The sequence below is a fragment of the Telluria antibiotica genome, from assembly GCF_011682055.1.
In the GTDB taxonomy this organism is placed as follows: Bacteria; Pseudomonadota; Gammaproteobacteria; order Burkholderiales; family Burkholderiaceae_D; genus Telluria; species Telluria antibiotica.
Genome location: NZ_JAAQOM010000022.1, coordinates 61,922 through 87,377, shown reverse-complemented (window position 1 = coordinate 87,377; position 25,456 = coordinate 61,922). Strand labels below are relative to the sequence as shown.

Below are 25,456 nucleotides of genomic sequence, written 5' to 3'. Positions count from 1 at the left end.
CCCATGACATCGCAACACAAACCGCTGGCCGTGGCCATCATGGGCCCGACCGCGTCCGGCAAGACGGCGGCGGCGCTCGCCATCGCCAAAGAACTGCCCGTCGAGATCATCTCCGTCGACTCCGCCCTCGTCTACCGGGGCATGGACATCGGCACGGCGAAACCGTCGGCGGAAGAACTGGCGAGCGCGCCCCATCACCTCATCGACATCATCGACCCGCTCGACGCGTACTCCGTCGCGCAGTTCCGCACGGATGCAATCCGGCTCGTGGGCGAGATCCAGGCGCGCGGCCGGCTGCCCCTGCTCGTCGGCGGCACGATGATGTACTTTAAGGGTCTGAACGACGGCCTCGACGACCTGCCCACCGCGGACGCGGACGTGCGTGCGCGCCTCGACGCGGAAGCCGCGCGCATCGGCTGGCCCGGCATGCATGCGAAGCTGCGCGATGTCGATCCGGTGACGGCCGACCGCCTCGCGCCGAACGACGCCCAGCGCATCAACCGCGCGCTGGAAATCTACGAACTGTCGGGCAAGCCGATGTCCGCGCTGCTCGCACGCCGCGAGAAGCCCGAGCTGCCGTTCGACCTCGTGCCGTTCGCGTTGGAGCCGTCGGACCGCGCCGTGCTGCACGAGCGCATCGCGCTGCGGTTCGACCAGATGCTGGGCAAGCGCGACGACGCGGGCATCGTGGCCGAGGTCGCGGGCCTGCGCGCCCGCGGCGACCTGCACCCGAACCTGCCGTCGATGCGCTGCGTCGGCTACCGCCAGGCGTGGGAATACCTCGACGGCACGATCGACCGGGCCCAGTTACGCGAGACGGGCATCGTCGCCACGCGCCAGCTGGCCAAGCGCCAGTTGACGTGGCTGCGTTCGATGCCGGAGCGGATCGTGATCGATTGCCTCGGCCCGGACCCGGCGCCGCGGATGCTTGATCATCTGTCCACGTTGCGGGGGTGAGACGATTCGAACGGGTCTGGACAGGGTGATCCGGAGCGGGTAGCCTTGACACTTCCGGGGCCGAACGGCATAATGCACCCCGTTCCGGTGATATAGCTCAGTTGGTTAGAGCATAGCATTCATAATGCTAGGGTCGGTGGTTCAAGTCCACCTATCACCACCACAGATTCAAGCGAGATGGCTTGGCGCGCAATGCTGAGCCATTTTGTTTTTAGCAGCACCTCAGGTTTTGGTGATATAGCTCAGTTGGTTAGAGCATAGCATTCATAATGCTAGGGTCGGTGGTTCAAGTCCACCTATCACCACCAGATTCGGAAAGCCGCCGGTTCGCAAGGACCGGCGGCTTTTTCATTTGCCGCGGATCGCCGGTGCGCAACCTATCCGATCAGGCAGTGCTGACAGGCAATATTGTCGAGATATCATTTCGTTTTCATCCCTGGAGACGTCGTGAAGCTTCCCCTGTCCGCCCTGCTGCTGGCCTGCGCGCCCGCTTTCGCCCACGCCGCCGCGCCGGTACAGGCGACCATCACGATGCGCGATCCGGGCGCGCTCGAGGTCAGCTATCGCATTCCACCCGCGTGCACGGCGCTGGAATTCCGCACCGCCGACATGCAGCCGAACGCCACCGTCCCCCTGCGCGATGACTGGCGCGCGGCCGACGACTGCACGGCGCTGGAAAACGGACGCATCGTCCGCAAGCAGGCCGCGTGCACGACCTTGCGCCTGCGCGTGCCCGCCAGCGCGCGCGACGTGGATCGCATCTACCCGTGGGCCTATCCCGTCGAAAAGGGTTTGTACGTGCACACGGACGTGTATGCCGTCACGGACGCGTGCGGCCCCGTCGACTGGACCTTCGAAGCGCCCGGCGGCACCGTCGTCGTGGATGGCGCCATGACGGCCGAACGGGGCACGCGGGCCGCGGGCACCGGTGCCGACCACATGCCGACGGTGCTGATCCAGGAGCCGTTTCGCGCCATGGAAGGGCGGCGCGTGCATGCCGATGCGCGCTTCGCGCCGGAGACCCTGCAGCGCCTGAACGCCACCGTCGCCGGCGCCGCGCGCCAGCTCGCGCAGGACATGCCGGGCATTCCGTTCACGGTGCCGTTCACCCTGGCGGCGCCGTCGACACCGCCCGCCTGGCGCGGGGACATCGCCAACCACACCGTGCTGCGGCTGTCCTTCCCGTCCGCGCCGGGGCCCACACAGGACGGCGTCCTGCTCCGCTTCCTGCCCCACGAAATCGCCCACCTACTGCAACCGACGGCATGGCACGACGCATGGCAGGACGACGAGGCGACGATCCACGAAGGCGGTGCGGAATTCCTGCGCGTCGCGGCGACCGCGCAGTTGGGCTGGCTCGACCGCGCCGCGCTGAAGGATGCGCTGGAAACCGCGGTGAACGGCTGCGCCGTGTCGGCCGACGGCAAGCCTTGGAAGGCCATGGGCGACCGCGGCTGGGGCGAGTCGCCGTACCAGTGCGGGCTGGCGTTCTACGCCATCGGCTTGTCCGCAGGGGGCACGGACCATCCGCTGCTGCGCCTGCGCGACTACATCCGCAAGGCCCGCGACGGCGAACGCACGGACTTCGTGCAGGACATCGAATGCGGCGGCACCAAGGACTGCACGCCGCGCTGGTTGCCGCGCCTGGCGGGCAGCGAGCCGCTCGACGCGGTGCTGCTCGACTACACCCGCCAGCCGGGCGCCCTGCTGCGCACGACCGACGCATGGAGCCCGGCCATGGCCACCATGTTCGCGTTCCGCCATCTCAGGCGGTTGATGGCGGCCGATTGCGGCGGCGCCGCGCGCACCTACGAGGAAGAAGCGTCCGTACGCATCGGCGCGGGGCCCAGGTGCGGTACGCTGCGCGCCGGCATGGAAATCGTGAAGGCCGAGGGCCTGCCGCTGTTCGGCAATGCGGCCGGCGTGAAGGCGTCGGTGGCCGCGTGCCAGGCACACGGCAAGACGACGCTCGGCCTGCGCGACGGCACCAGCGTCACGGTGCCGTGCGGTGGCGGCGTCGGCCTGCCCGCTCACCTGTATGCCGTGGACGACGCACGCGCTGCCGCGCTGCTGAAGTAGGGTGGGCGGCCCTCCGCCCACGCGCACGTTTGCGTCACGCATGCGTCCGCGTGGGCACGGGGTGCCCACCCTACTCCCCAACGTCGGCATCGTCTCCGAGGGCGAACTCCCCGCGCGCGAACGCTTCCAGCACGGCCTGCGCCTGCTGCAGATGATCGTGCGGCACGAGGATGCGCACCCCGCCCAGCGCGGGCGCCAGCAGCATGTCGGTTTGCACCAGGTGGGCGTCGGCCAGCACGGCCGGCACGCCCGAGGCGGCGAGGCAGCCCTGCACGAGGTTCGCTTCCAGCGGGATCAGGTAGCGCGCCACTTCGACGAGGTCGCGGCCCGGCAGGCGCGCCAGGTCGGGGGCGCCGGTCAGCGCCGCGTTCACCATGTCGCTCGTTGCTTGCATGATGATCCTCCGTGTTAGCCCAGCCAGCCCGGCAGCGCGGACAGCAGGTACAGCGCGACGCCGATCAGGCCCCCGACGATGGTACCGTTGATGCGGATGTATTGAAGGTCCTTGCCGATGTTGATCTCGACCTGGTGCGACATCTCGCCGCTGTCCCAGTGCTTGACCGTGTCGGCGATGTGGCGCGTCAGGAAGCCCGCGAACTCGGGCGCCGCGCCGCGCACGGCCAGTTCCAGGTTCTCGTTCAGCGCCGCGCGCAGGACGGCGTCCTCGGCGAGCGTCTTGCCGATCCACGCGCCGGTGGCGACGATCCGCCGGCGCAGCACGGAATCCTCCTGGTGCAGGTCAGCCTTGATCCAGCCTTTCAGGTCGCTCCACAGCGAACCGATGTAGGCGTTCACGGCGGCATCGCCGATCAGGTGGCGCTTGATGTCCTCGCCTTTCTCGATGAACGACGGATCGGTCTTCAGCCGTTCGATGAAATCGTGCGTGAACACGTCGAAGCGCCGGCGCAGCGGGTGGTCCGGGTCGGCGCTCACGCGCGTCAGGATGCCGGCCGCGAGCCGCACGGCGATGTCCGCCCCCTTGCGGCCGATGAGCTCCGTCGGCAGCATCTTTTCCATGAACGCGTACTCGTCGCGCAGCCAGTCGACGATGCCCTGGGCGACGAACGCCTGCGTGTCGGGGTTCGCCAGCAGGTGCGCCAGCTGATCGAGGCCCTCGTCGAGGATCTGCTGGTGGCGGCCGTCGCGCGTCAGGCTTTCCAGGATCGTGCCCGCCGTCCGCGACAGGTCGATACCGCCGATCGCCCCGTGCACGGCGCGCCGCACGAAGTTCTGCACGGCCGCGTCCTCGATGACGTCGAGCGCGAAGCCGGCCACGCGCACGAGCGTGTCGCCCAGGCGCTCCGTGTTCTCCGGCTTCGTGAGCCAGTCCGCGACTTTCTGCGCGGGGTCGTGGCGCTGGATCAGCCGGACGATGGAATCCGTGTCGAGGAATTTATCGCGCACGAACGCAGCCAGGTTGTCTGCGATGCGCTCCTTGTTGGCGGGGATGATCTCCGTGTGGCGCGAGACGAGCGGAATCGGCACGCGCCGGAACAGCGCGACGACGGCAAACCAGTCGGCCAGCGCGCCGACCATCGCGGCCTCCGCGAACGCCTTCAGCAGGCCGATCCACCAATTGCCCGGCCAGCGGACGGACAGCGGCAACGACAGGGCGAACAGCGCGGCCGCACCGACGAAGAAGCCCAGCGCCAGGCGCTTGGACTGGCGCAGCTCGCGTTCCTTGTGAGGCATGGTCTCCATGCCGTCATGGTAGCCCAGCCTAGACGATATTGTCGCGCCGCAGCCTCGCGATGGCGTCCTCGGACCAGCCCCAGTCGGCCAGCACGGCGGCACCGTCCTCCCCCGGCGCGGCGGCCACGGGCCGCGCCTGGCCCGGCGTGCGCGAGAAGCGCGGCGCGGGCGCCGGCTGCGTGACGCCGTCGACGTCGACGAACGTCTTGCGCGCGGCATTGTGCGGGTGATGCGGCGCTTCGTCCATGTCGAGCACGGGCGCGAAGCAGGCGTCCGTCCCCTCCAGCAGCGCGCGCCACGCGTCACGCGTGCGCGTCGCGAACAGCGCCGCGAATTTTTCTTTCAGCGCCGGCCAGTCGTCCCGGTCCCACTGCCGCGCGAACGCCGGGTCCGACGACCCCGCCAGCGCCAGCAGGCGCGCATAGAACTGCGGCTCGATGGCGCCCACGGCGATGAAGCGCCCGTCGGCGCAGGCATAGGTCGCGTAGAACGGCGCGCCGCCGTCCAGCAGGTTGGCGCCGCGCGCGGCCGACCACGTGCCGTGCGCGCGCAGGCCGCACGTCATGGCGCCCAGCAGCGCGGCGCCGTCCGTCATCGCGGCGTCGACCACCTGCCCGCGGCCCGACGCGCGCGCCTCCAGCATGGCGCAGACGACGCCGAACGCCAGCATCATGCCGCCGCCGCCGAAGTCGCCGACGAGGTTCAGCGGCGGAGCAGGCGGCCGGTCCGCGTCGCCCATCGCGTGCAGCATGCCGGACAGCGCCACGTAGTTCAGGTCGTGTCCCGCGGCCTGCGCGAGCGGGCCCGCCTGGCCCCACCCCGTGACGCGGCCGTACACGAGCTTCGGGTTGCGGTCGTGGCAGACTTCCGGGCCGAGGCCCAGCCGCTCCATCACGCCGGGCCGGAAGCCTTCGACGAGCGCATCGGCCTTGCCCACGAGGTCGAGCAGCAGCTGGCGCGCGCGCGGCGACTTCAAGTCCAGCGCCAGCGAACGGCGGCCGCGCGCCATCACGTCGTACTTCGTGCCCAATGTCGGGTATGGATTCGGTGCCGAGGGGTCCTGTTTGCGGTCGATGCGCATCACGTCCGCCCCCATGTCGGCCAGCATCATCGCGGCGAACGGGCACGGGCCGATGCCGACCATCTCGATGACGCGCAAGCCCTGCAAAGGTCCGCTCGTCATCACAGCGACCGCGCGATGATTTCTTTCATGATCTCGTTCGCCCCGCCGTAGATGCGCTGCACGCGCGCGTCCAGGTACATCTGCGTGATGGGGTATTCGAGCATGTAGCCGTAGCCGCCGAACAGCTGCAGGCACTGGTCGACGATCTTGCATTGCAAGTCCGTGATCCAGTACTTGGCCATCGACGCGCGCACCGTGTCCATGCGACCCGCGATCAGGTCCTCGATGCAGCGGTCGATGAAGACGCGTGCCACCGTCGCCTCGGTCTTGCACTCGGCCAGCACGAAGCGCGTGTTCTGCATGTCGATGAGGGCCTGGCCGAATGCCTTGCGCTCGCGCGCATGCGTGACGGTCAGCTCCAGCGCCCGCTCGATGCAGGCGACGCCGGCCACGCCGACGATCGTGCGCTCGTACGGCAGCTCCGCCATCAGCTGGGCGAAGCCCTGCCCTTCCACGCCGCCCAGCACGTTCGCGAGGGGGACGGTCGCGTCATCGAAGAACAGCTCGCACGTGTCCTGCCCTTTCTGCCCCATCTTGTCGAGGATGCGCCCGACGCGGAAGCCCGGATTGTCGCGCGTTTCCAGCAGCATCAGCGAGATGCCCTTGGCGCCGGCTGCCGGGTCGGTCTTGGCGACGACGAGCACGAGGTCGGCGAGGTAGCCGTTCGAGATGAAGGTCTTGGAACCGTTCAGGCGATAGCCCCGGTCCTCGCGCACGGCCGTCGTGCGGATGCCCTTCAGGTCGGACCCGGCGCCCGGCTCCGACATCGCAATCGCGGCGATCATCTCGCCGCTCGCGAGCCGCGGCAGGTATTTGTATTTCTGGTCTTCCGTGCCGTGGTGCAGCAGGTAGTGCGCGACGATCGCGTGCACGTGCAGGCCGAACGCCGTGTCGCCGGCCAGTGCCAGTTCCTCGAACACGACGGCCTGGTGGGCGAACGTGCCGCCCGAGCCGCCGAAGTCGTCGGGCACGTCCGCGAGCAGCAGACCGAGTTCGCCGGCCTTGTTCCACAGCGCGCGGTCGACGTGCTGCTGCTCGCGCCAGCGCTGCTGGTGCGGCACGACTTCATGCGCGACGAAGCGGTGCACGGCATCGCGGAACGTGTCCAGTTCCGGTGTCATCCAGGGAGAAGTCATGGTCGCCTCCTCAAACCTGGTACAAGGTGACGACGCAGGCGCCGCCCAGCCCGAGGTTGTGCTGCAGCGCCGTGCGCGCGCCCTCGACCTGGCGCGCGCCCGCGCTGCCGCGCAGCTGGTGCGTCAGTTCGAAGCACTGGGCGAGGCCCGTCGCGCCGAGCGGATGCCCCTTCGACAGCAGGCCGCCTGACGGATTCGTGACGACCTGGCCGCCGTACGTATTGCCGCCTTCGCGGATGAACTTGTCGGCGCCGCCCTCCGGGCACAGGCCCAGCGCCTCGTAGGTGATCAATTCGTTGTGGGCGAAGCAGTCGTGCAGCTCGACGACGTCCAGGTCGTCCGGACCGACGCCGGCCTGCTCGTAGACCTTGTGCGCGGCCTCGCGGCTCATGTCGTAGCCGACGAGGCGCATCATGTCGTTCGTGTCGAACGTGCTCGCGCGGTCCGTCGTCATCGCCTGCGCAGCGATGTGGACGTCGGCGCGCAGGCCGCGCTTCTTCGCGAAGTCCTCGGACACGAGAACAGCCGCGGCGGCGCCGCACGTGGGCGGGCAGGCCATCAGGCGCGTCATCACGCCGGGCCAGATCGCGGGGGCGTCCAGCACGTCCTGCACGCTGACCTCCTTGCGGAACAGCGCCAGCGGATTGTTCACCGCATGCCGGCTGGCCTTGGCGCGGATGCGCGCGAACGCGTCCAGCGGCGTGCCGTATTTTTCCATGTGCGCGAGCCCGGCGCCGCCGAAATAACGCAGCGCCAGCGGGATCTCCGGCTTGCCGACGAGGCGGTCGGTGACGGCGTCGAAGTCGTCGAACGGCGCGGGCCGGTCGGTGAACACGGACGCCAGCGCGCCGGGGCTCATCTGCTCGAAGCCCAGCACGAGCACGCAGTCTGCCGCCCCGCCCTGCACGGCCTGGCGCGCGAGGTACAGCGCGGTGGACCCCGTCGAGCAGTTGTTGTTGACGTTGACGATCGGGATGCCCGTCATGCCGACGCCATACAAGGCCTTCTGGCCGCACGTGGAATCGCCGTAGACATAGCCCGCGTAGGCCTGCTCGACGTCCTCCCAGGCGATGCCGGCGTCCTCCAGCGCGGCGCGAGCGGCCAGCGCCCCCATCTCGTGGTACGGGGCGCTCGCCCCCGGTTTGGCGAACGGGATCATCCCGACACCCGTCACATGGACTTTGCGGCTCATCGTCGTCTCCTATTTTTTATCAGGTCAGCCGACCTATCGAAACGATTATAGGTCAGTCGTACTGGTTTTGAAAGCATGCCGTGCGATAATGGTCCCATGCATCCGACGCTCGACCAGACCCTGCGCTACAAATCCTCCCTGACGACGGAAAAGGGCTGGGAGCGCGTGCACGCCATCCTGCACGCCGCGCGCCGGCTGCTCGCCGCGGACGGCTATGCCGGCCTGTCGATGCGGCGGGTGGCGGCCGAGGCGGGGATGACCCTCTCGAACGTCCAGCATTACTACGGCAGCAAGGAGGTGCTGCTGGAAGCCGTGCTGCTGTCCACGATGGACGAGTTCCAGGCCAAGATGGACCGCATCTCCGCGGAGATGAGCGACCGGCCCCGTCTCGAGCAATTCGTGTCGACGACCGACATGTTCCTGGAAGAGATCACGAACCCCGTCACGCACGCGCTGTTCTTCGAGATCTGGGCGCTGGCGTCGCGCAACGCGTTCGCCTCCAGCCTGATGGACCGCATGCTGGGCCGCGAGCGCAAGACCGTCTACAACCTGATCCGCGGACTGAACCCGGCGATTCCCGACGAGGAATACATGCAGCGCGCGATCCTGATGGTGGCGCAGATCGAGGGGCTGATGCTGTTCCGCCTCGACCGCGAATCGCGCCGCGACCAGTTCCTGGCCGTGCGGGCGGCGCTGCGCAAGGCACTGTTGAACCTGGCGACCGTGCCGTAATCGTCTCGTCGCTTATACTGGACCGGTTTACGTAGGGTGGGCGGCCCTCCGCCCACGCGAACGCATGCGTAATGCCGACGTCCGCGTGGGCACGTGCTTGATGCCCCCGGCATCAAACACCCCACCCTACTGCCATCGTCTAGGAGCCGGGATGCAGCACGACATCAGCCTGATCACCACCATCGCCGCCGCCCTCGGTCTCGGCCTGCTGTTCGGCATGCTCGCCGTGCGCCTCCGCCTGCCCGCGCTGGTCGGCTATCTCGCCGCCGGTGTCATCATCGGCCCCGCCACGCCGGGCTTCGTCGCCGACGTGCATCTCGCGTCGCAGCTGGCCGAGATCGGCGTGATGCTGCTGATGTTCGGCGTCGGGCTGCATTTTTCGCTGGACGACCTGCTGGAAGTGAAAGGCATCGCCCTGCCCGGCGCCGTGCTGCAGATCGCGGTGGCGACCCTGCTCGGCATCGGCCTCACGCAACTGTGGGGCTGGGACCTCGGGGCAGGCCTCGTGTTCGGCCTCGCGCTGTCGGTCGCGAGCACCGTGGTGCTGCTGCGCGCGCTCGAAGATCGCGGCCAGCTCGATTCCTTCAACGGCCGCATCGCGGTCGGCTGGCTCGTCGTGGAAGACCTCGTGACGGTACTCGTGCTCGTGCTGCTGCCCGCGCTGGCCGGCCCGCTGGGCGGCAAGGGCGACGGGGGTTCGCTGTGGCTCTCGCTGGGGAAAACCCTGCTGCAGGTGGGCGCCTTCATCGCCTTCATGCTGCTCGTCGGACGCAAGCTGTTCCCGTGGTTCCTGTGGCGCGTCGCGAAGACCGGTTCGCGCGAGCTGTTCACGCTGGCCGTGATCGCAGCCGCCGTCGGCATCGCCTACGGCTCGTCGCACCTGTTCGGCGTGTCGTTCGCGCTGGGCGCCTTCTTCGCCGGCATGGTCCTGCGCGAATCGGAGCTAAGCCACCGCGCGGCCGAAGAGACGCTGCCGCTGCGCGACGCGTTCTCCGTGCTGTTCTTCGTCTCCGTCGGCATGCTGTTCGATCCGCGCGTGCTCGTCGAGCGCCCGCTGGAAGTGCTGGGCGTCGTCGCCATCATCCTCGTCGGCAAATCGCTGGCCGCGTTCGTTCTCGTGCTGGCGCTGCGCTATCCGCTCAATACGGCCATCACGGTGTCCGCGAGCCTCGCGCAGATCGGCGAGTTCTCGTTCATCCTGGCCGCCCTCGGCATCTCGCTGGGCCTCTTGCCGGAGCTGGGCCAGAACCTGATCCTCGCGGGCGCCATCATCTCGATCGCCGTGAATCCGCTGATGTTCAAGCTGGTCGGCCCGCTGCAGGACCGGATGCTGTCGGCATCCGAGCGCGCGCGCAAGCTCGCGCGCTCGCCCGACCCGCTGGCCGAGCTGCCGGTGACGGTCGACCACGGGCGCCTGACGAACCAGGTCGTGCTGGTCGGCTACGGCCGCGTGGGCAAACGCATCGCGCAGGAGCTGGACGGCGCGGGCATCCATTACGTGGTGGCGGAACAGAACCGCGACATCGTCGACCAGCTGCGCCGGCGCGACCAGCCGGCCGTGGCGGGCAATGCGGCCGAACCGGCGGTGCTGATCCAGGCCCACATCGCGCGCGCCGCCATGCTCGTGATCGCGACGCCGGACACCTTTCACGTGCGCGCGATGGTCGAAACGGCCAAGGCGCTGAATCCCGCCATCCGCTGCGTCGTGCGCACGCACAACGAGGAAGAGGCACGCCTGCTGCGCGCGGAGACGGGCGGCACGGTCCTCGTCGGCGAGCACGAGTTAGCCCGCAGCATGACGCGCCACGTGCTGGACGGCCTGGCGCTCGCGCAGGCGCACTGATTCCACGGCGACGACGGCGATGGCGATAGCCATCGTGCCCGTCTCCATGAAGCCCGCGGCGACCATCGCGACGGTCATGCCCGCGCAGCGCCGCACGCAGTGACTGCCCAGCCGCGCGCCCTGCCGCAGCGCCGCGACGACGACGGGCCGCCCGCACACGGCGTCAAGCACGTGCGCCGGACGGCGGCACCACGACGCCGCATGCCAGCCGGCGCCCGCCACGCCGGCGACGGCCGCCAGCATTGGCATCGTGCGCGCCAGCGCTGGCAGGTCCAGCAGCGCCTGTGCCACGATCGTGCCGGCCACGTACAGCGGCAACGCGGGCACCGTCCAGGCCAGGGCCCACGCGCACCCGGCCACCGCCGTGAGCAGGCGCGCCCGCCACCGTTCCGTCCCGGCCAGCGCCGCGCGATAACGGCGCAATGGCGCCACGGCGAGCGGCAGCATCATCGGCACCATCATCGCGGCCCACGTCCCGATGAAACCGGCCATGGCGCCGAGCCGGGACTGGCCGCACATCGGTAGCCACATCGCCGCCATGGCCCACCCGCCCGGCATCGGGATCTGGCCCATCACCGCACGGGATACTCGTCGTGGCGCCGCCACCAGACGCCGTCCTCGTTGCGGCCCTTCGGTGCGCGGTCCAGCCACTGGAACATGCCCCACAGGCCGTCGAGGCCGCGCGCATAGGCCGAATACGTGTGGTAGACGACGCCGTCCTCCAGCACGAAGGCGCTCACGCCGGGCCGGTCGCGCGTGTACGTGGCGAGGTCGGTGCCCGTCGCCGCGGCCTGCAGCGCCGCGGGGCTGCCGCTGTCCAGCATCGTCCAGTCGGTGCGGGTCGCTTGCCGCATCGGCGGTTCGCGGCGGTAGTTGTACTCGATGCCGCCTTCGCGCTGCTGTTCTTCCGAGAACCAGACGTTGAAGTCGGCGTTGAAGTCCGCGCCCGGCAACGCCTGCGCGGTCGCCCACGGAAAGCGCCAGCCCATGCGTTCCCTGTACGCCTGCAGCCTGGCCTGCGGCGCGCGCGACACGGCCATCAACGTCACGTCATGGTTGGCCAGGTGCGTGACGATGCCGTCGAACCCGTCCGCGATCGCCGAGCACGACGGGCAGCCCGCCTTGTAGTCGACGCCGAACATGAAGTGGTAGATGAGCAGTTGCGAGCGGCCCCGGAACAGGTCGACCAAGGTGGCCGTGCCGGACCCGGTGTCGAAGCGATAGTCCTTGTCGATGCGGACCCAGGGCAAGGCCTGGCGCTGGCGCGCGAGCTCGTCGCCGCGGTGCGTGAGCTCGCGCTCCGCCTCCCACAGCCGCAGGCGCGCGGCCATCCATTCGTCCCGGGTTGCTGTCTGATGCGTCGTCATGGTCGTTCCTTTAGGTGGTTGAATGCGGTGCTATAGTAGGGAGGGCACGGCACATGACGGGAGTGACAAGTTTGGCGCGATTCCGATGGACTCGATGATCACGGCGGCGGCCCTGTCGCTGGCGCACGGCGACCCGCTCGGCGCCCTCTCCCGCGTCGCCCTGCGTGACGACGCGCCCGCGCTGGCTTTGCGCGGCATCGCGATGGCGCAGCTGGGCGATCTCGCGCGCGCCCGCCAGCTCGTGCGCCGCGCCGCCCGCGCATTCGGCGCGAGAGAAGCCGTCGCGCGCGCGCGCTGCCAGCTCGCCGAGGCCGAGATCGCGCTCGCGGCGCGCGACTTCGACACCTGCGCGACCTTGCTCGCCGACGCCTGCCGCACGCTGGACGCGCACGGCGACCACGCCAACGCGGCGCATGCCCGCTACCTGGAAATCCGCCGCCTGCTGCTGACGGGCCGCCTCGACGATGCCGAGCAGCGCCTGGCCGCGCTGGATGCGTCCGGCCTGCCGCGCGCGTTGCGTGCCGCGCACGAGCTGACGGCCGCCGGCATCGCGGTGCGGCGCATGCGCGCGCAGGCGGCGCGCGCGGCGCTCGTCCGCGCGGACGCCCACGCGCGCGCCGCCGGCATCGCCGCCCTCGGCGCCGAAGTGGAGTGGGCCGCGCGCCTGCTTGATGCGCCGGCCGCGCGACTCATCACGCCGGACGGCCAGCGCGACGTGCTGCTCGACGAGGTGGAGCGGCTGATGGCCTCGACCGCGCTGGTGGTCGACGGCTGCCTGCACGCCGTGCACCACCGCGCCCAGGAGATTCCGCTGGCGCGGCGGCCCGTCCTGTTCGCCCTCGTCCGCGCACTGGCCGAGGCCTGGCCGCACGATGCGCCGCGTGAGATGCTGATCCTGGCCGCGTTCCGCACCCGCCATCCGGACGAGACGCACCGCGCCCGGCTGCGCGTCGAGATGGGCCGGCTGCGGTCCGTGCTGCGCGGCGCGGCCGGCGTGCGCGCGACGCCGCGCGGCTTCCAATTGGTGGCGCATGACGGGCACGACGTCGCCGTGCTCGTCCGTCCCGTCGACGACGACCACGCGCCGCTGCTGGCATTGCTGTCGGATGGGGAGGCGTGGTCCAGCTCCGCGCTCGCGCAGGCGCTGGGCACGAGCCAGCGCACCGTCCAGCGCGCGCTGGAAACGCTGGCGGCCGGCGGCAAGATCCAGGCGTTCGGCCAGGCCCGGGCGCGCCGCTGGGCGATGCTCCCGCTGCCCGGTTTCGCGACAAGCTTGTTACTCCCCTCGGCGCCGGGCGTTCAATAGAATGACCATATGAAAACGACACCTGCCCATATCGTCCGCGAGTACGGACCCTTCGACGACCAGCCCGGCGTGCATGGCGTCTCCTTCGACGGCTCCCGGCTGTGGTTCGCGTCCGGCGACCACTTGAACGCGGTCGATCCCGACAGCGGCCGGCTGCAGCGCTCCCTCCCGGTCCCGGCGCACGCGGGCACCGCGTTCGACGGCCGCTACCTGTACCAGATCGCGGACAGCCGCATCCAGAAGATCGATCCCGACACGGGCGCCGTCCTGTCGAGCATCCCGACGCCGGACGGCGGCGGCGCCGGCCTCACGTGGGCCGAAGGCTCGCTGTGGATCGGCCAGCACCGCGCGCGCAAGATCCACCGCCTCGATCCGGAGACGGGTGCGATCCTGCAGACGATCGAATCGAAGCGCTTCGTCACGGGCGTGACGTGGCTGAACGGCGAGCTGTGGCACGCCACGTGGGAAAACGACAGCAGCGACTTGCGCCGCGTGGACCCGCGCACGGGCGACGTGCTGCAATGCGTCGAGATGCCGGCCGATGCGATGGTGTCGGGCCTGGAGTCCGACGGCGTCGACCGCTTCTTCTGCGGCGGGGGCGGCAGCGGCAAGATCCGGGTCGTGCAGCGGCCCGAATAAAAAAAAGCGGCGGACATCGCTGCCCGCCGCATCATCACCACCACCAAACTTTTACTTAGGCCACCGCCGCCTCTTCGGCGCACAGCTTCAGGCTCGCGTGGCGCGGCGCGTTCAAGCCGGCCATCAGCGCATCCTGGTGTGCTTCCAGCAGCTCGAACACGGCATCCTTCGACAGCACGTACTGGTCGAGCAGCGTTTCCTTGATCGACAGGATCACGTCCTTGTAGTCGCGGATCGAATTCAGCGTGTAGTTGTACAGCTCATCCGATTTCTCCTCCACCTGGCGCAAGGTGTGCTCGCCGGACGCGTCGTTCTGCAACTGGCTGTAGTCGATCTTGGCGCGCGAATACATCGACAGGCGGCCGACCATCAGGTTCAGCATCTTCGTGATCTTTTCGATGTCGTTCTGGCTGCCGACGGAAATGCCGCGTGCGCCGTAGAACAGTTCTTCCGCCGCCACGCCGCCGTACAGGCCGATCACGTCGCGCTCCATTTCTTCCAGCGTGCGCAGCGACATGTCGTCACCGGATTGCAGCACATAGCCCAGCGCACCGATCTTGGACACCGCTTCCGTGCTGATCTTCAGCAGATGCGACTTTTCCTTGACCTCGGCCAGGCTCATGCCGGCACGCAGGTGCGGGTCGATCTGCATGAAGAAGTGACCCAGTTCGTGCACGGCGATGCGCTCGCGCTGCTTGTGCTTCTCGGCCGTCGTGGCGCGGTCGGTCAAGCCGATCGTGGCGCGCTCGTAGGCGCGGAACAGCAGGTCCGTGTTGATGATCGCCTTTTCCTGGATCGAGATCATCGACGCGCGCTCGACCACGGTTTCCAGCAGCGCCGGGCTCAGGTTCTGCGTCATTTCCGCGACCTGGTCCAGGTCGAGGTCGTTCCAATCCACGAGGCCTTCCTTCTTGCGTGCCAGGAAACTGCGCAGCAGTTCCTTGCGCTCGCCCTTGTTCGGCAGGCGGAAATTGATCTTCACGGAGAAACGGCGCAGCATCGCTTCGTCCATCTCCGTCGACGCATCGTCGAAGTTCGAGGCGACGACCCAGATCACGCCCTGGCCCTTGTCGCTCTTGACGCCGTCCAGCAGGCCCAGCAGGGTGTTCGCCGTGTCGTCTTCCCATTTCTTTTCGCTGCGGCCGCGCGGCATGAACAGGCTTTGCGCCTCATCCAGGAAGATGATGCAGCGGCCCTTGCTCGACGCCTTGCGGTACAGGGCGTTCAGCGCCTTCGAACCGCCGCCGACATAGCCCGATTCCAGCGCCGAGCCGGACGCCTGGATCAGCGGAATGTCGAGGCGCTTGGCCAGGTAGCCCACCAGCTTCGTCTTGCCCGTACCGGCCGGACCCGTCAGCATGACGTTGAACGGCTTGTCGATGTTGTGCTCTTTGTACAACTCGCGGTTGCGGATCATGTCTTCCAGGTGCAGCACTTCCTGCTTGATGTCTTCCATGCCGATCAGGTCGTCCAGGCTGCCCTTCAGCTTGTCCGGCGTGATCAGCTGGCTGCTCATGCCCATGCCCGGGATGCCGAATTTCATGGCGTACAGGATCACCACCAGCACGGTCAGGTCGAGCGCGTGGCGCTTCATGAAGTCGAGGATGTCGGCACCGACGCCTTCGCCTTCGTCCTGCATGACGGCCTTGTGCGACGCCAGGTAATCGTCCTTGGCGATGGAATACGGGATCGCATTCTTCAGCAGCACTTCGCGCTCCAGCGACAAGTGCGATGTGCTTGGCACTTTCACGACGTGCAATTCCGGCGTGCCTTTGAACTTATAGATATAGCGCGGCGAATCCGACAGCGGCTTTGCCACGATCAGATAATCCAGGCGGTCTTTCTGAGATGCCAGTTGGGTGATCTCGGAAATGTTCTGGGAATAGACGACCGGCGACGGATCTTGCGGGATATCGGCCTTGTAGATTGCCCAGCCCGTGACAACGCCGAGCAATACGGCAGCTAGAATCCGGACATAAACATTCTTAAAGGCAATTTGAAGTCGGGCAAAATTGGGCATATCGGTACTCTACAAAGTCGAAGGTGCGTGATACGGCTGGGTGTTGCATGCCTTCCGAAGTGCCGAGTGGACGCGAAGGCGGCGGTGCGGGACCGCAGGGTATTCAAACGTGTGCGTTTGATATTGTTTTGATGCCCGAAGGCAATGGGGATATGGAGACTATACTCGTAAAGAAAAGCGTCGTGTATACCGTGCGCGGAAAAAATTTTGAATCGCAACACGGATGATCAACTTGATATCGCTTTTTATTGCCAATCCCATCTATTCGATAAATAAATCGCAATCAACCACTGCGGCTTTTAATAACTTATCAATAGCCGTTCGAATAATGAATGCATTTGTCGCATGGTGAATCGATTAACTTTGCCATCTGTTCATCGGCGCGAAATCTCCTAATGCAGCGGGGCGTTGCCGCGCCCGGATGGCTCAGGCCGGCAATTCCTGGCACAGCGCGCGCAGCTTGCTCAGCGTCGCCCAGTTGCGCGCGGTCGTCCCATCGCCCAACTGCTTGCCCAGCGCCGCGGCCGCCCTACTGTCGAGGACACCGTCGGGGCACCAGACGTAGGCGGCGCGCTCGCCCAGCGCCACCGCGCCCGGACGCCAGTCCTGGCCGCACAAGGGTTCGATGGCTGCGCGCGAATGGGCACCGCCGAGGATGAAAGTCAGCAGGCGCGCATGGTCGGTCGCGACGTCGAGCAATGGATTGGAAGAAATGATCGCGTCCAGGTCAGCGCACCCGAGCACGATGGTGCGGGACGCGACGCCGAGCTTGAGCACCAGCGCGTCCTCGATCTCGGTCGCCACCGTGTCGTGCGGCTTGGCAGGACCGGTGAAGACGACGTTGCCGCTGTTGAGCAGGCTGCGCACATTGTCGTAGCCGAGATCGGCGATCAGTTTGCGCAAGTCGGCCATGGCAACACGTTTTGCCCGCCCGACATTCACGCCTCTTAATAAAGCAATATAGCGTTGACTGGTCATCCGGCCATCGTACCTTGCCCGGATTAAGACTGCATTAAGCGGCTCACAGCCCCTGACCCGATGGTAATATCAATACATTGCCAAGAATAAATGAGGGAAGCATGAGCGGTCCTTTCCAGCTGACGCCGCTGGCCGAGACCCGTCCGGGAATGGTGTTGTCCGATGTCGTGCTCGACGGCAGGGGCAACGTCTTGCTGGCGCAGGGCGTGGTCTTGACGGAATCGATGCTCGCGTCGCTGGGACGGCACGGCATCGACATGCTGCCCATCCTGCAAGCGGCCCCGGCGGCTGTGCCTATCGATCCGGTGGCGATCCAGGCGCGGCTCGATCACCTGTTCCGCATCCATGATCGCGACGACCTCGGCGACTGGGGTACGGGCATCCTGCGCCGCTACGTGGAAGATTATCGTTTGCAACGCGGGGAGGACGCATGAACCGCCTGTTACCCGAACAGCTCGCAGCCGGCGTGCAAGACTTGCCGTCGCTGCCCGCCGTCGTGATGGAATTGCTCAGCAGCATAGAACAAGACGACATCGACATTTCCGTGCTGGCGAAAAAGGTGTCGTACGACCAGGCGTTGACGGCCAAGACGCTGCGCCTCGCCAATTCGTCGTCGTTCGGCCTGCAGGTGAAGGTCACGACGATCCAGCAAGCCATCACGTTCCTCGGCTTCCAGGCCACGCGCAACCTGATCACGGCGGCTGCCATCACCGGTTGCTTCCCCAGCGGACGCTGCGCCGGGTTTCACGACAAGTCGTTCTGGCGCCATTCGATCGCCACGGCCGTGTGCGCTCGCGCGCTCGCGCGCCGGATGCGCTTCAACCAGGACATCGCCTTCACGGCCGGCTTGCTGCACGACATCGGCAAACTCGTGCTCGTGACGGGCCATCCCGACGCCTATGCCCAGGTCGTTGCATGGCGCGCGCAGCATGGCGGCGACTGGCTGGAGGCCGAACGCGCCGTGCTGGGCATCGATCACGTCGACGCCGGGGTCGCCCTGGCCGACCACTGGAACTTTTCGGACACGATGCGCCACGCGATCGCCTGCCACCATGCGCCCGACATGCACGGCGCTGGTTTCCTTGCGGCCATCGTGCACGTGGCCAATGCCATCGTCCACGCGCTCGACCTGGCCGGCGAAGACGAGGAACTGGTGCCGCGCGTATCCAGCTTGGCATGGGATGCGATGGGATTGAACGAGGAAGCCTATCTGCACCTGTTCCGCGAAACGGAAGTGCAGTTCGGCGAGATGTCGACCATCCTGATGGCTTGAACGAGGCCGTCCAGGCCCAGGATGGTCATGATGACGGCAGCGAGGACGTCTCGCTGCCGGGTCGAACCGAGGGCATGACAGGACCGTCTGTCATGCCCACGGCTTCAGTGCGCATAGTTGCCCGACGGCTTGGATGGCGAAGCGTCGTTCGGTTGCGACTGTTGGCCCTGCTGAACTTGCGGCTGACCTTGTTGTTGCGCGGCCTGCTGGGCAGCTTGCTGTGCAGCTTTTTCTTCAGGCTTCGGACGGCCTTGCGCATCCGACAGGCGATATTTGGTCCGGCGGTCGCCCATCAGGTCACGCAGATCGCGGATGCTCATGCCGGTCACTTCGTGCATGCGGATCAGCAGCGAAGCGCCGACGGGCAGGCGGTGGTGACGGATCTTGCTGATCACCGGCGGAGCGACTTCCAGCATGCGCGACAGCGCCGCATCGTTCTTCAGCTGCATCTTGCCGAGCAGAATGTCCAGCAAGTGGTTCGGGTTGTAGCTTTCCTGTGATGACAAAGCATGATGTGCCATGATGACCTCGTGAATGGTTAAAATAGTTCTTTTACGAACCGTGTAAATGACTAAGTTTCGTCAACCTAAGTTCCGGAATCGCGTTACCGACTGACCAGGCATTCACCTGACCTGCCGGCGACGTTACCGGACCGCGTGCGCCCCCTCGGCGGGAAGCACGAAAAACCGATGCAGCGTCGGAACCTGTCCGTACCCCGCGCACCGCCAGGCGGTTGCGTTGCCGGACGGGGCGCCGCGACAGAACTGCCGTCGCCGCTGCGGTTTTTGCACTTCCCGCTTCCCACATGCACTTGTTTTTCGGACAAATTATCAAACTCATATGCCGGGTTCACACTCGACCTGAGCACAAAAATCGTTGGCCGAAATCAAGCTAACCGGTGGAAAGCTTGTCACATAGTCATTTCAGCACATGGTGACAAATTGTGGCGCACGCAAGTGTTTTTTTAGGCTAATTTTGCAATTGCCGAGCTACACGAACTGGTTGATTCACAACGGAAAACCTGTTCGAGTCGGATCGGCAACTTTAAAGATAACAGCTGGCAAGGAAAATTCAAGATTTAACAATGTAACCGACTGTTTGAAAATTTATTACTGGAAATTCCCAATGCCGCGAAGCCACACGCCGACGGTGCGCACGGCCGCACGCACCGGCTTTGCCGGCCCCTTATCCGATTTACGGTAAACTGGACTTCCACTTGTCAAAGCATCAGCACTTGTAAGCATTCCATGCAGAAAAAAGTATTCATCAAGACCTTCGGTTGCCAAATGAACGAGTACGACTCGGACAAGATGGCGGACGTGCTGGGCGCGTCCGACGGGCTCGTACGCACCGACACCCCGGATGACGCCGACGTGATCCTGTTCAACACCTGCTCCGTGCGCGAAAAGGCGCAGGAAAAAGTGTTTTCCGACCTCGGCCGCCTGAAGGAACTCAAGCGCGCCAAGCCCGACCTGATCATCGGCGTGGGCGGCTGTGTGGCGTCGCAGGAAGGCGACGCCATCGTCAAGCGCGCGCCGCACGTGGACATGGTGTTCGGGCCGCAGACGCTGCACCGCCTGCCGCAGATGATCCAGCTGCGCCGCCACACGGGCGCCGCGCAGGTCGACATCAGCTTCCCGGAAATCGAAAAGTTCGACCACCTGCCGCCCGCCAAGGTCGACGGCCCGGTCGCGTACGTGTCGATCATGGAAGGCTGCAGCAAATATTGCAGCTACTGCGTCGTGCCGTACACGCGCGGCGAGGAAGTGTCGCGCCGCTTCGAGGACGTGCTGACGGAAGTCGCCGGCCTGGCTGCGCAAGGCGTCAAGGAAATCATGCTGCTGGGGCAGAACGTGAACGCCTACCGCGGCGCGATGGAGCCGGGCGGAACGGCCGGCGCCGAGATTGCGGACTTTGCCCTGCTGCTGGAATACGTGGCGGAGATCCCCGGCATCGAGCGCCTGCGCTTCGTCACGAGCCACCCGAAGGAATTCACCCAGCGCCTGATCGACGCGTACGCGAAGATCCCGCAGCTGGTCAATCACCTGTACCTGCCCGTGCAGCACGGTTCCGACCGCATCCTGCAGGCGATGAAGCGCGGCTACACGGGCCTCGAATACAAATCGATCATCCGCCGCATCAAGGCCGTCCGCCCCGACATCTCGATCTCGTCCGACTTCATCGTCGGCTTCCCGGGCGAGACGGACGCCGATTTCGAGGCGATGATGAAGCTCGTCGAGGACGTCGGTTTCGACAACAGCTTCTCCTTCATCTTCAGCAAGCGCCCCGGCACACCGGCCGCGAACCTGGCGGACGATACGCCGCACGAGGTCAAGCTCGCACGCCTGCAGCGCCTGCAGGCGCAGATCGATGCCAATACCCGCAAGACGAGTGCCGCGATGGTCGGCACCGTGCAGCGCATCCTGGTCGAAGGCCCGTCCAAGAAGGGCGGGGGCGAACTCCAGGGGCGCACCGAGAACAACCGCGTCGTCAACTTCTTCCCGGGCGCGTCCTGCGATGTGCTCGTCGGCCGGCTGGTCGACGTGCGCATCACGGAAAGCCTGGATTACACCCTGCGCGGCGACCTGGTCGCCAGCCTCGATACGATTGCCAAAGCCAGTTGAAAACGCCTACTCCGCCTTCGTACTTCATGCCCGAGCCGCTCGATAACACGCGGCTCGCCCACCTCTGCGGACCGCTCGACGAGAACCTGCGCCAGATCTCGGCCGCGCTCGACGTGACCGTCTTCCGGCGCGGCGAGAAGTTCATCGTCAGCGGCACCAATGCGGAGCGCGCCGTCGAACTGCTGGAGCGCTTCTACGCCGTGGCCGACAAGGTCGTGCCGATCGAGGAAGTGCAGCTGGCGCTCGTCGAACAGCGCGCGGGCCTGAAGCCCAAGTCACCGGACGCCGACGCGCCGCCGCCGAAAGAACCCGGCGCCGCCGTCACCGAGGAAGCCGACAAGGGCACTGATGCGGCAGATGACGACGAAGACCTCGTCAGCCCGATGCTCAAGACGCGCCGCCACGACCTGCGCGGCCGCACGCCGCACCAGATCCAGTACCTGAAGGCCGTGCTCGAACACGACATCAGCTTCGGCATCGGACCGGCCGGCACGGGCAAGACCTATCTCGCTGTCGCCTGCGCCGTCGACGCGCTGGAGCGCGATGCCGTCAAACGCATCATCCTGACGCGTCCCGCCGTGGAAGCGGGCGAGCGCCTGGGCTTCCTGCCCGGTGACTTCGCGCAGAAGGTCGACCCGTATCTGCGCCCGCTGTACGACGCGCTGTACGACCTGCTGGGTTTCGACCGCACGCAGAAGCTGTTCGAGAAGCAGGTGATCGAGATCGCGCCGCTCGCGTTCATGCGCGGCCGCACCTTGAATCACGCGTTCGTGATCCTGGACGAGGCCCAGAACACGACCGTCGAGCAGATGAAGATGTTCCTCACGCGGATCGGCTTCGGCAGCAAGGCCGTCGTCACGGGCGACGTCACGCAGGTCGACCTGCACAAGACGCAGAGGAGCGGCCTCGTCGACGCCATGCACGTGCTGAAGGACGTGCGCGGCATCGCCTTCACCCAGTTCTCCAGCGCCGACGTGGTGCGCCATCCGATGGTGGCGCGCATCGTCGACGCTTATGAAAAGGCCGCGTCGATGCAGGAACTCGGCGCGCTCCCGGGCACTTTGAACAAACCAGCCACCCGCCATGTCCGAAAAAAAGCATAACCTCGAACTGGACGTCCAGTACCCCGACACCCGCCTGGAAGCGGACCTCACGCCCGACATGGTCGAGCGCTGGGTGCGCGCATCCCTCCTCGGCCCGGCCGAACTGGCGATCCGCTTCGTCGACGCCGAGGAAGGCCAGACCCTGAACCGTGAGTACCGCGGCAAGGACTACGCCACCAACGTGCTCACGTTCGCCTACAACGAGGGCGCGGAAATCGCCGACGACGAGCCGACGCAGGCCGACATCGTGCTGTGCACGGACGTGCTGCAGCGCGAAGCGGACGACCAGAAGAAGACGGTCGAGGAACATGCCGCGCACCTCGTCGTGCACGGCGTGCTGCACGCGCAGGGCTTCGACCATGAGACGGACGAGGAAGCGGAAGAGATGGAACAGCTCGAGCGCGACATCATGGAAGTGCTCGGGTATCCGGATCCGTACGCCGACAACGAATAAAAGGGGTCATGTCATCGACGTAGGGTGGACGGCCTCCGCCCACCTTTGCACGCGTATCGGGTGCGCATAGTGGGCACGGGGTGCCCACCCTACGCTTTCTTCAACTGCTCCCCGATCGGCAATTTGCGGATTCGCTTTCCGGTCGCCGCAAACACGGCATTCGCCAGCGCCGGCCCGATCCCTGCCGTTCCCGGCTCGCCGATGCCGCCCGGATCGTCGTGGCTGTTCACGATGTAGACCTCGACGGCGGGCGACTCCGGCATGCGCATCACGCGGTAGTCGGAGAAGTTCATCTGCTGCACCCGCCCCTTCTCCACCGTCACCTCGTCCCACAGCGCCGCGCTGGCGCCGAAGATGATGCCGCCTTCCATCTGCGCGACGATGGTGTCCGGATTGACGTTCTGGCCGCAGTCCACCGCGCACACGACGCGGTGCAGGCGCACGTCGCCGTCGGGGCCCACGGACACCTCCGCCACCTGCGCCATGTAGCTGCCGAACGCGAACTGCGTGGACACGCCGCGGCCCAGCTTGCGCCCCGCGACAGGCTTCAGCGGTTTGCCCCACCCGGCCTTCTCAGCCGCCAGGTTCAGCACGGCCAGGGTGCGCGGCGATTTCTGCAGCAGCGAGCGGCGGAACGCGACGGGATCGGCCTTGCTCGCATACGCCAGCTCGTCGATGAAACTCTCGACGACGAACACGTTGTGCGTGGGACCGACGCCGCGCCAGAACGCCGTCGCGAGGCCCGGCGGTTCGTGGCGCACGTACTCCACGCGGACGGCGGGAATCGAATACTGCAGGTCGGCCGCCGCTTCCACCGCGTCCGGATCGACGCCGTTCTTGACCATCGGCGGCGCGAAGCGCGCCATGATCGACGATCCCGTCACGCGGTGGAACCACGCCACCGGCATGCCCTTGTCGTCGATGCGGGCCGACATGCGGTCGACGTAGTAGGGGCGATACATGTCGTGCTGGATGTCTTCCTCGCGCGTCCAGATGATCTTGATCGGGCCCTTGGCCAGCTTGGCGAATTCCACGGCCTGGATCACGTTGTCCACTTCGAGCCGGCGACCGAAGCCGCCGCCGATGTAGTGGTTGTGCACGCGGACCTTCTCCAGCGGCAGCCCCGTGATCTTCGCGGCCGCGCCCTGCGCGAGCGCGGGCACCTGCGTGCCGACCCAGATGTCGCAGCCGTCCGGCTTCAAGTCGACCGTGCAATTCATCGGTTCCATCGTCGCGTGCGCGAGGAACGGCACCTCGTAGATAACGTCGATGCGCCGGCCCGGCCCCGCGTCCAGCGCCTTCAGCGCGTCGCCTTTATTGGTCGCGACGGCGCCCGCGTTCTGCGACACCTTCATCATGTCCGCGACGATGCCAGCGAGGCTGACGTTCGCATTGGGACCGTCGTCGAAGCGCGGCGCGGCGGCCGCCAGGCCCTGCTTCGCGGCCCAGAAGTGGTCGGCCACGACCGCGACGGCGCCCTCGATGCGCAGCACCTGGCGCACACCTTTGACGGCCATCGCCTTCTGCTCGTCGACCGCTGCGACCTTGCCGCCGAGGACCGGCGATGCCGCGACGGCCGCGATCCCCATGTTCGGCAGGCGGGCGTCGATGCCGAACTGCGCGGAGCCGTTGACCTTCGCCGGCGAATCCAGGCGCTTGACCGGCTTGCCGACGAGCGCGAACTGCGACGCGTCCTTCAGTTTGACCTCGGCCGGAAACTTCAGCTGCGACGCCGCGTCCGCGACCTGGCCGAAATGGACGGACCGGTTCGACGCCTCGTGGCGGAGCGTCCCCGCGACGACTTTGACTTCGCCCGGATCGACGTTCCAACTCTTGGCCGCGGCCTGCACGAGCACCGTGCGCACCTTGGCGCCTGCCTCGCGCAGCGGCTTGAACGTGGACCGGATCGACGTCGAGCCGCCCGTCACCTGGCCGCCCAGCAGCGCGTCGGCATACAGCGCATTATTCGCGGGCGCCTGCTCCAGCTTCACTTTCGACAGGTCCGCACCGAGTTCCTCCGCGAGCAGCATCGGCAGCGACGTGAACGTGCCCTGTCCCATCTCGACCTTGTGGATGACGAGCGTGACGATGCCGTCGCGGTCGACGCGGATGAAGGCGTCGTGCGCGAGGCCCGGCGCCTCGTTCGTCATCGCCGTCGACGCCTGGCCGACCGCTTTTTCGGACGGCGGTTCCTTGCGGTCGCCGGCCGGCGCCTGTCCCTGTTTCGTGCAGCCGAACAGCGAGAAGCCGAACAGCAGGCCGCCCCCGCCGACGGCGCCCGCTTTCAGCAACTGACGGCGCGTGTTGGATACAGGTTCGTTCGTGATCTGGTCCATGCGTTCGTTCCCTTTCATGCCTGGCCTGCGGCGATCTTGATCGCCTTGCGGATGCGGTTATAAGTGCCGCAGCGGCAGATATTGCCGGCCATGGCGTTGTCGATGTCGGCATCGCCGGGCTTCGGCGTCGCGTGCAGCAGCGCGGTGGCGGACATGATCTGGCCCGACTGGCAGTAGCCGCACTGGACGACGTCGATCTTGCGCCACGCGTCCTGCACTTTCGCGCCGACCGGGTCGTTGGCGATCGCCTCGATCGTGGTGATCTTCTTGCCGGCGGCGGCCGACACGGGCGTCACGCACGAGCGGATCGCCTGGCCGTCCAGGTGCACGGTGCACGCGCCGCACAGCGCGGCGCCGCAACCGAATTTGGTGCCGGTGAGGCCCAGCACGTCGCGGATGGCCCACAGCAGGGGCATGTCGTCAGGGATGTCGAGGTCGGTGGACGTGCCGTTCACGTTCAAGGCGGGCATGGGGATTCCTTTCCGTAGCGTATTGCTAACTATAGGACGAATAGTCGGGTCAATGGCGCACGCGTGCATGGG

23 protein-coding genes and 2 tRNA genes are annotated in these 25,456 nt (G+C 66.8%); 13 read left to right on the top strand and 12 right to left on the bottom strand.

Going from position 1 to position 25,456, the window contains the following annotated elements:
• The first annotated feature begins 3 nt into the window (after positions 1-3).
• From miaA to HAV22_RS27760, 4 genes are all read left to right on the top strand, one after another.
• Positions 4-957, top strand: a complete 954-nt coding sequence (miaA, locus tag HAV22_RS27775; protein ID WP_166864029.1) for a tRNA (adenosine(37)-N6)-dimethylallyltransferase MiaA — start codon at positions 4-6, stop codon at positions 955-957.
• 86 nt (positions 958-1,043) lie between these two features.
• A tRNA-Met gene (locus tag HAV22_RS27770) sits at positions 1,044-1,120 on the top strand.
• Positions 1,121-1,188: 68 nt separating this feature from the next.
• A tRNA-Met gene (locus tag HAV22_RS27765) sits at positions 1,189-1,265 on the top strand.
• Between the two features lie 139 nt (positions 1,266-1,404).
• Positions 1,405-3,036 carry a hypothetical protein gene (locus HAV22_RS27760; RefSeq protein WP_166864026.1) on the top strand — a complete coding sequence of 544 codons (1,632 nt, stop codon included), beginning with the start codon at positions 1,405-1,407 and terminating at the stop codon, positions 3,034-3,036.
• A gap of 70 nt (positions 3,037-3,106) precedes the next feature.
• On the opposite strand, the gene HAV22_RS27755 is transcribed toward HAV22_RS27760, so the two are convergent.
• Genes HAV22_RS27755 through HAV22_RS27735 form a run of 5 tightly spaced genes read right to left on the bottom strand, consistent with a single transcriptional unit; the run spans position 3,107 to position 8,239 of the window.
• The gene (locus tag HAV22_RS27755; protein ID WP_229421466.1) at positions 3,107-3,430 is read right to left on the bottom strand and encodes a putative signal transducing protein; all 324 of its coding nucleotides are present in this window, start codon (positions 3,428-3,430) and stop codon (positions 3,107-3,109) included.
• Between the two features lie 14 nt (positions 3,431-3,444).
• Positions 3,445-4,728, bottom strand: coding sequence for a DUF445 domain-containing protein (locus HAV22_RS27750; RefSeq protein WP_166864024.1), 1,284 nt, complete (start codon positions 4,726-4,728; stop codon positions 3,445-3,447).
• 28 nt (positions 4,729-4,756) lie between these two features.
• On the bottom strand, positions 4,757-5,911 hold the full coding sequence (locus tag HAV22_RS27745) for a CaiB/BaiF CoA transferase family protein (protein ID WP_166864021.1): 1,155 nt from the start codon (positions 5,909-5,911) through the stop codon (positions 4,757-4,759).
• Positions 5,911-7,047 carry an acyl-CoA dehydrogenase family protein gene (locus HAV22_RS27740; protein ID WP_229421465.1) on the bottom strand — a complete coding sequence of 379 codons (1,137 nt, stop codon included), beginning with the start codon at positions 7,045-7,047 and terminating at the stop codon, positions 5,911-5,913. Before HAV22_RS27740 ends, HAV22_RS27745 begins: the two co-directional genes overlap by 1 nt.
• Positions 7,048-7,057: 10 nt before the next feature.
• Positions 7,058-8,239 carry a lipid-transfer protein gene (locus tag HAV22_RS27735; protein ID WP_166864018.1) on the bottom strand — a complete coding sequence of 394 codons (1,182 nt, stop codon included), beginning with the start codon at positions 8,237-8,239 and terminating at the stop codon, positions 7,058-7,060.
• Positions 8,240-8,335: 96 nt separating this feature from the next.
• On the opposite strand from HAV22_RS27735, the gene HAV22_RS27730 reads away from it, so the two are divergent.
• Both HAV22_RS27730 and HAV22_RS27725 read left to right on the top strand, forming a co-directional pair.
• On the top strand, positions 8,336-8,971 hold the full coding sequence (locus HAV22_RS27730; RefSeq protein ID WP_166864016.1) for a TetR/AcrR family transcriptional regulator: 636 nt from the start codon (positions 8,336-8,338) through the stop codon (positions 8,969-8,971).
• Positions 8,972-9,122: 151 nt separating this feature from the next.
• Positions 9,123-10,814 (top strand): cation:proton antiporter domain-containing protein, encoded by a 1,692-nt coding sequence (locus tag HAV22_RS27725; protein WP_166864013.1) that lies wholly within the window; start codon positions 9,123-9,125, stop codon positions 10,812-10,814.
• Here HAV22_RS27725 and HAV22_RS27720 read toward each other — a convergent pair.
• Positions 10,755-11,387, bottom strand: coding sequence for a copper chaperone (locus tag HAV22_RS27720; RefSeq protein WP_166864010.1), 633 nt, complete (start codon positions 11,385-11,387; stop codon positions 10,755-10,757). The two genes, HAV22_RS27725 and HAV22_RS27720, sit on opposite strands and share 60 nt — an antisense overlap.
• A complete protein-coding gene (locus HAV22_RS27715) occupies positions 11,387-12,181 on the bottom strand; it encodes a DUF899 domain-containing protein (RefSeq protein WP_166864007.1) in 795 nt (264 codons plus the stop codon). The genes HAV22_RS27720 and HAV22_RS27715 overlap by 1 nt, the downstream gene beginning before the upstream one ends.
• Positions 12,182-12,266: 85 nt before the next feature.
• Here HAV22_RS27715 and HAV22_RS27710 point away from each other — a divergent pair, with 85 nt between their 5' ends.
• Together HAV22_RS27710 and HAV22_RS27705 are read left to right on the top strand one after the other, a co-directional pair.
• Complete coding sequence (locus tag HAV22_RS27710) at positions 12,267-13,487, top strand: HTH domain-containing protein (protein WP_166864004.1); 1,221 nt, start codon at positions 12,267-12,269, stop codon at positions 13,485-13,487.
• A 9-nt stretch (positions 13,488-13,496) separates the two neighbouring features.
• On the top strand, positions 13,497-14,126 hold the full coding sequence (locus HAV22_RS27705; RefSeq protein ID WP_166864001.1) for a Vgb family protein: 630 nt from the start codon (positions 13,497-13,499) through the stop codon (positions 14,124-14,126).
• 55 nt (positions 14,127-14,181) lie between these two features.
• Here HAV22_RS27705 and HAV22_RS27700 read toward each other — a convergent pair whose 3' ends face one another.
• A complete protein-coding gene (locus HAV22_RS27700; RefSeq protein ID WP_166863998.1) occupies positions 14,182-16,146 on the bottom strand; it encodes an AAA family ATPase in 1,965 nt (654 codons plus the stop codon).
• A 426-nt stretch (positions 16,147-16,572) separates the two neighbouring features.
• A complete protein-coding gene (locus tag HAV22_RS27695) occupies positions 16,573-17,124 on the bottom strand; it encodes a DUF1697 domain-containing protein (RefSeq protein WP_166863995.1) in 552 nt (183 codons plus the stop codon).
• Between the two features lie 101 nt (positions 17,125-17,225).
• Between HAV22_RS27695 and HAV22_RS27690 the strand changes: the two genes are divergently transcribed.
• Complete coding sequence (locus HAV22_RS27690) at positions 17,226-17,558, top strand: hypothetical protein (protein WP_229421463.1); 333 nt, start codon at positions 17,226-17,228, stop codon at positions 17,556-17,558.
• Positions 17,555-18,397: an HDOD domain-containing protein gene (locus HAV22_RS27685; RefSeq protein ID WP_166863992.1), complete on the top strand. Its 843-nt coding sequence runs from the start codon at positions 17,555-17,557 to the stop codon at positions 18,395-18,397. Before HAV22_RS27690 ends, HAV22_RS27685 begins: the two co-directional genes overlap by 4 nt.
• 104 nt (positions 18,398-18,501) lie before the next feature.
• Here the strand turns inward: HAV22_RS27685 and HAV22_RS27680 are convergent, their stop codons facing one another.
• Positions 18,502-18,918, bottom strand: a complete 417-nt coding sequence (locus tag HAV22_RS27680) for a hypothetical protein (protein ID WP_166863989.1) — start codon at positions 18,916-18,918, stop codon at positions 18,502-18,504.
• Positions 18,919-19,644: 726 nt separating this feature from the next.
• Between HAV22_RS27680 and miaB the strand changes: the two genes are divergently transcribed.
• Genes miaB through ybeY form a run of 3 tightly spaced genes read left to right on the top strand, consistent with a single transcriptional unit; the run spans position 19,645 to position 22,578 of the window.
• A complete protein-coding gene (gene miaB / locus HAV22_RS27675; protein ID WP_166863986.1) occupies positions 19,645-21,021 on the top strand; it encodes a tRNA (N6-isopentenyl adenosine(37)-C2)-methylthiotransferase MiaB in 1,377 nt (458 codons plus the stop codon).
• 26 nt (positions 21,022-21,047) lie between these two features.
• Positions 21,048-22,124: a PhoH family protein gene (locus tag HAV22_RS27670; RefSeq protein WP_166864128.1), complete on the top strand. Its 1,077-nt coding sequence runs from the start codon at positions 21,048-21,050 to the stop codon at positions 22,122-22,124.
• Positions 22,105-22,578 carry an rRNA maturation RNase YbeY gene (gene ybeY, locus HAV22_RS27665; protein ID WP_166863984.1) on the top strand — a complete coding sequence of 158 codons (474 nt, stop codon included), beginning with the start codon at positions 22,105-22,107 and terminating at the stop codon, positions 22,576-22,578. The genes HAV22_RS27670 and ybeY overlap by 20 nt, the downstream gene beginning before the upstream one ends.
• Before the next feature lie 89 nt (positions 22,579-22,667).
• On the opposite strand, the gene HAV22_RS27660 is transcribed toward ybeY, so the two are convergent.
• A complete protein-coding gene (locus HAV22_RS27660) occupies positions 22,668-24,932 on the bottom strand; it encodes a xanthine dehydrogenase family protein molybdopterin-binding subunit (protein WP_229421462.1) in 2,265 nt (754 codons plus the stop codon).
• Entirely contained in the window at positions 24,929-25,384 is a 456-nt protein-coding gene (locus HAV22_RS27655; protein ID WP_166863981.1) for a (2Fe-2S)-binding protein, read from the bottom strand. Before HAV22_RS27655 ends, HAV22_RS27660 begins: the two co-directional genes overlap by 4 nt.
• Between the last annotated feature and the right edge of the window lie 72 nt (positions 25,385-25,456).

Excerpts from the sequence above, each read along its gene's own strand:
- miaA (WP_166864029.1), top strand. The coding sequence starts at position 4 with ATGACATCGCAACACAAACCGCTGGCCGTGGCCATCATGGGCCCGACC.
- HAV22_RS27755 (WP_229421466.1), bottom strand. The coding sequence starts at position 3,430 with ATGCAAGCAACGAGCGACATGGTGAACGCGGCGCTGACCGGCGCCCCC.
- HAV22_RS27750 (WP_166864024.1), bottom strand. The coding sequence starts at position 4,728 with ATGCCTCACAAGGAACGCGAGCTGCGCCAGTCCAAGCGCCTGGCGCTG.
- HAV22_RS27745 (WP_166864021.1), bottom strand. The coding sequence starts at position 5,911 with ATGACGAGCGGACCTTTGCAGGGCTTGCGCGTCATCGAGATGGTCGGC.
- HAV22_RS27740 (WP_229421465.1), bottom strand. The coding sequence starts at position 7,047 with ATGACTTCTCCCTGGATGACACCGGAACTGGACACGTTCCGCGATGCC.
- HAV22_RS27735 (WP_166864018.1), bottom strand. The coding sequence starts at position 8,239 with ATGAGCCGCAAAGTCCATGTGACGGGTGTCGGGATGATCCCGTTCGCC.
- HAV22_RS27730 (WP_166864016.1), top strand. The coding sequence starts at position 8,336 with ATGCATCCGACGCTCGACCAGACCCTGCGCTACAAATCCTCCCTGACG.
- HAV22_RS27725 (WP_166864013.1), top strand. The coding sequence starts at position 9,123 with ATGCAGCACGACATCAGCCTGATCACCACCATCGCCGCCGCCCTCGGT.
- HAV22_RS27720 (WP_166864010.1), bottom strand. The coding sequence starts at position 11,387 with ATGGGCCAGATCCCGATGCCGGGCGGGTGGGCCATGGCGGCGATGTGG.
- HAV22_RS27715 (WP_166864007.1), bottom strand. The coding sequence starts at position 12,181 with ATGACGACGCATCAGACAGCAACCCGGGACGAATGGATGGCCGCGCGC.
- HAV22_RS27710 (WP_166864004.1), top strand. The coding sequence starts at position 12,267 with ATGGACTCGATGATCACGGCGGCGGCCCTGTCGCTGGCGCACGGCGAC.
- HAV22_RS27705 (WP_166864001.1), top strand. The coding sequence starts at position 13,497 with ATGAAAACGACACCTGCCCATATCGTCCGCGAGTACGGACCCTTCGAC.
- HAV22_RS27700 (WP_166863998.1), bottom strand. The coding sequence starts at position 16,146 with ATGCCCAATTTTGCCCGACTTCAAATTGCCTTTAAGAATGTTTATGTC.
- HAV22_RS27695 (WP_166863995.1), bottom strand. The coding sequence starts at position 17,124 with ATGACCAGTCAACGCTATATTGCTTTATTAAGAGGCGTGAATGTCGGG.
- HAV22_RS27690 (WP_229421463.1), top strand. The coding sequence starts at position 17,226 with ATGAGCGGTCCTTTCCAGCTGACGCCGCTGGCCGAGACCCGTCCGGGA.
- HAV22_RS27685 (WP_166863992.1), top strand. The coding sequence starts at position 17,555 with ATGAACCGCCTGTTACCCGAACAGCTCGCAGCCGGCGTGCAAGACTTG.
- HAV22_RS27680 (WP_166863989.1), bottom strand. The coding sequence starts at position 18,918 with ATGGCACATCATGCTTTGTCATCACAGGAAAGCTACAACCCGAACCAC.
- miaB (WP_166863986.1), top strand. The coding sequence starts at position 19,645 with ATGCAGAAAAAAGTATTCATCAAGACCTTCGGTTGCCAAATGAACGAG.
- HAV22_RS27670 (WP_166864128.1), top strand. The coding sequence starts at position 21,048 with ATGCCCGAGCCGCTCGATAACACGCGGCTCGCCCACCTCTGCGGACCG.
- ybeY (WP_166863984.1), top strand. The coding sequence starts at position 22,105 with ATGTCCGAAAAAAAGCATAACCTCGAACTGGACGTCCAGTACCCCGAC.
- HAV22_RS27660 (WP_229421462.1), bottom strand. The coding sequence starts at position 24,932 with ATGAAAGGGAACGAACGCATGGACCAGATCACGAACGAACCTGTATCC.
- HAV22_RS27655 (WP_166863981.1), bottom strand. The coding sequence starts at position 25,384 with ATGCCCGCCTTGAACGTGAACGGCACGTCCACCGACCTCGACATCCCT.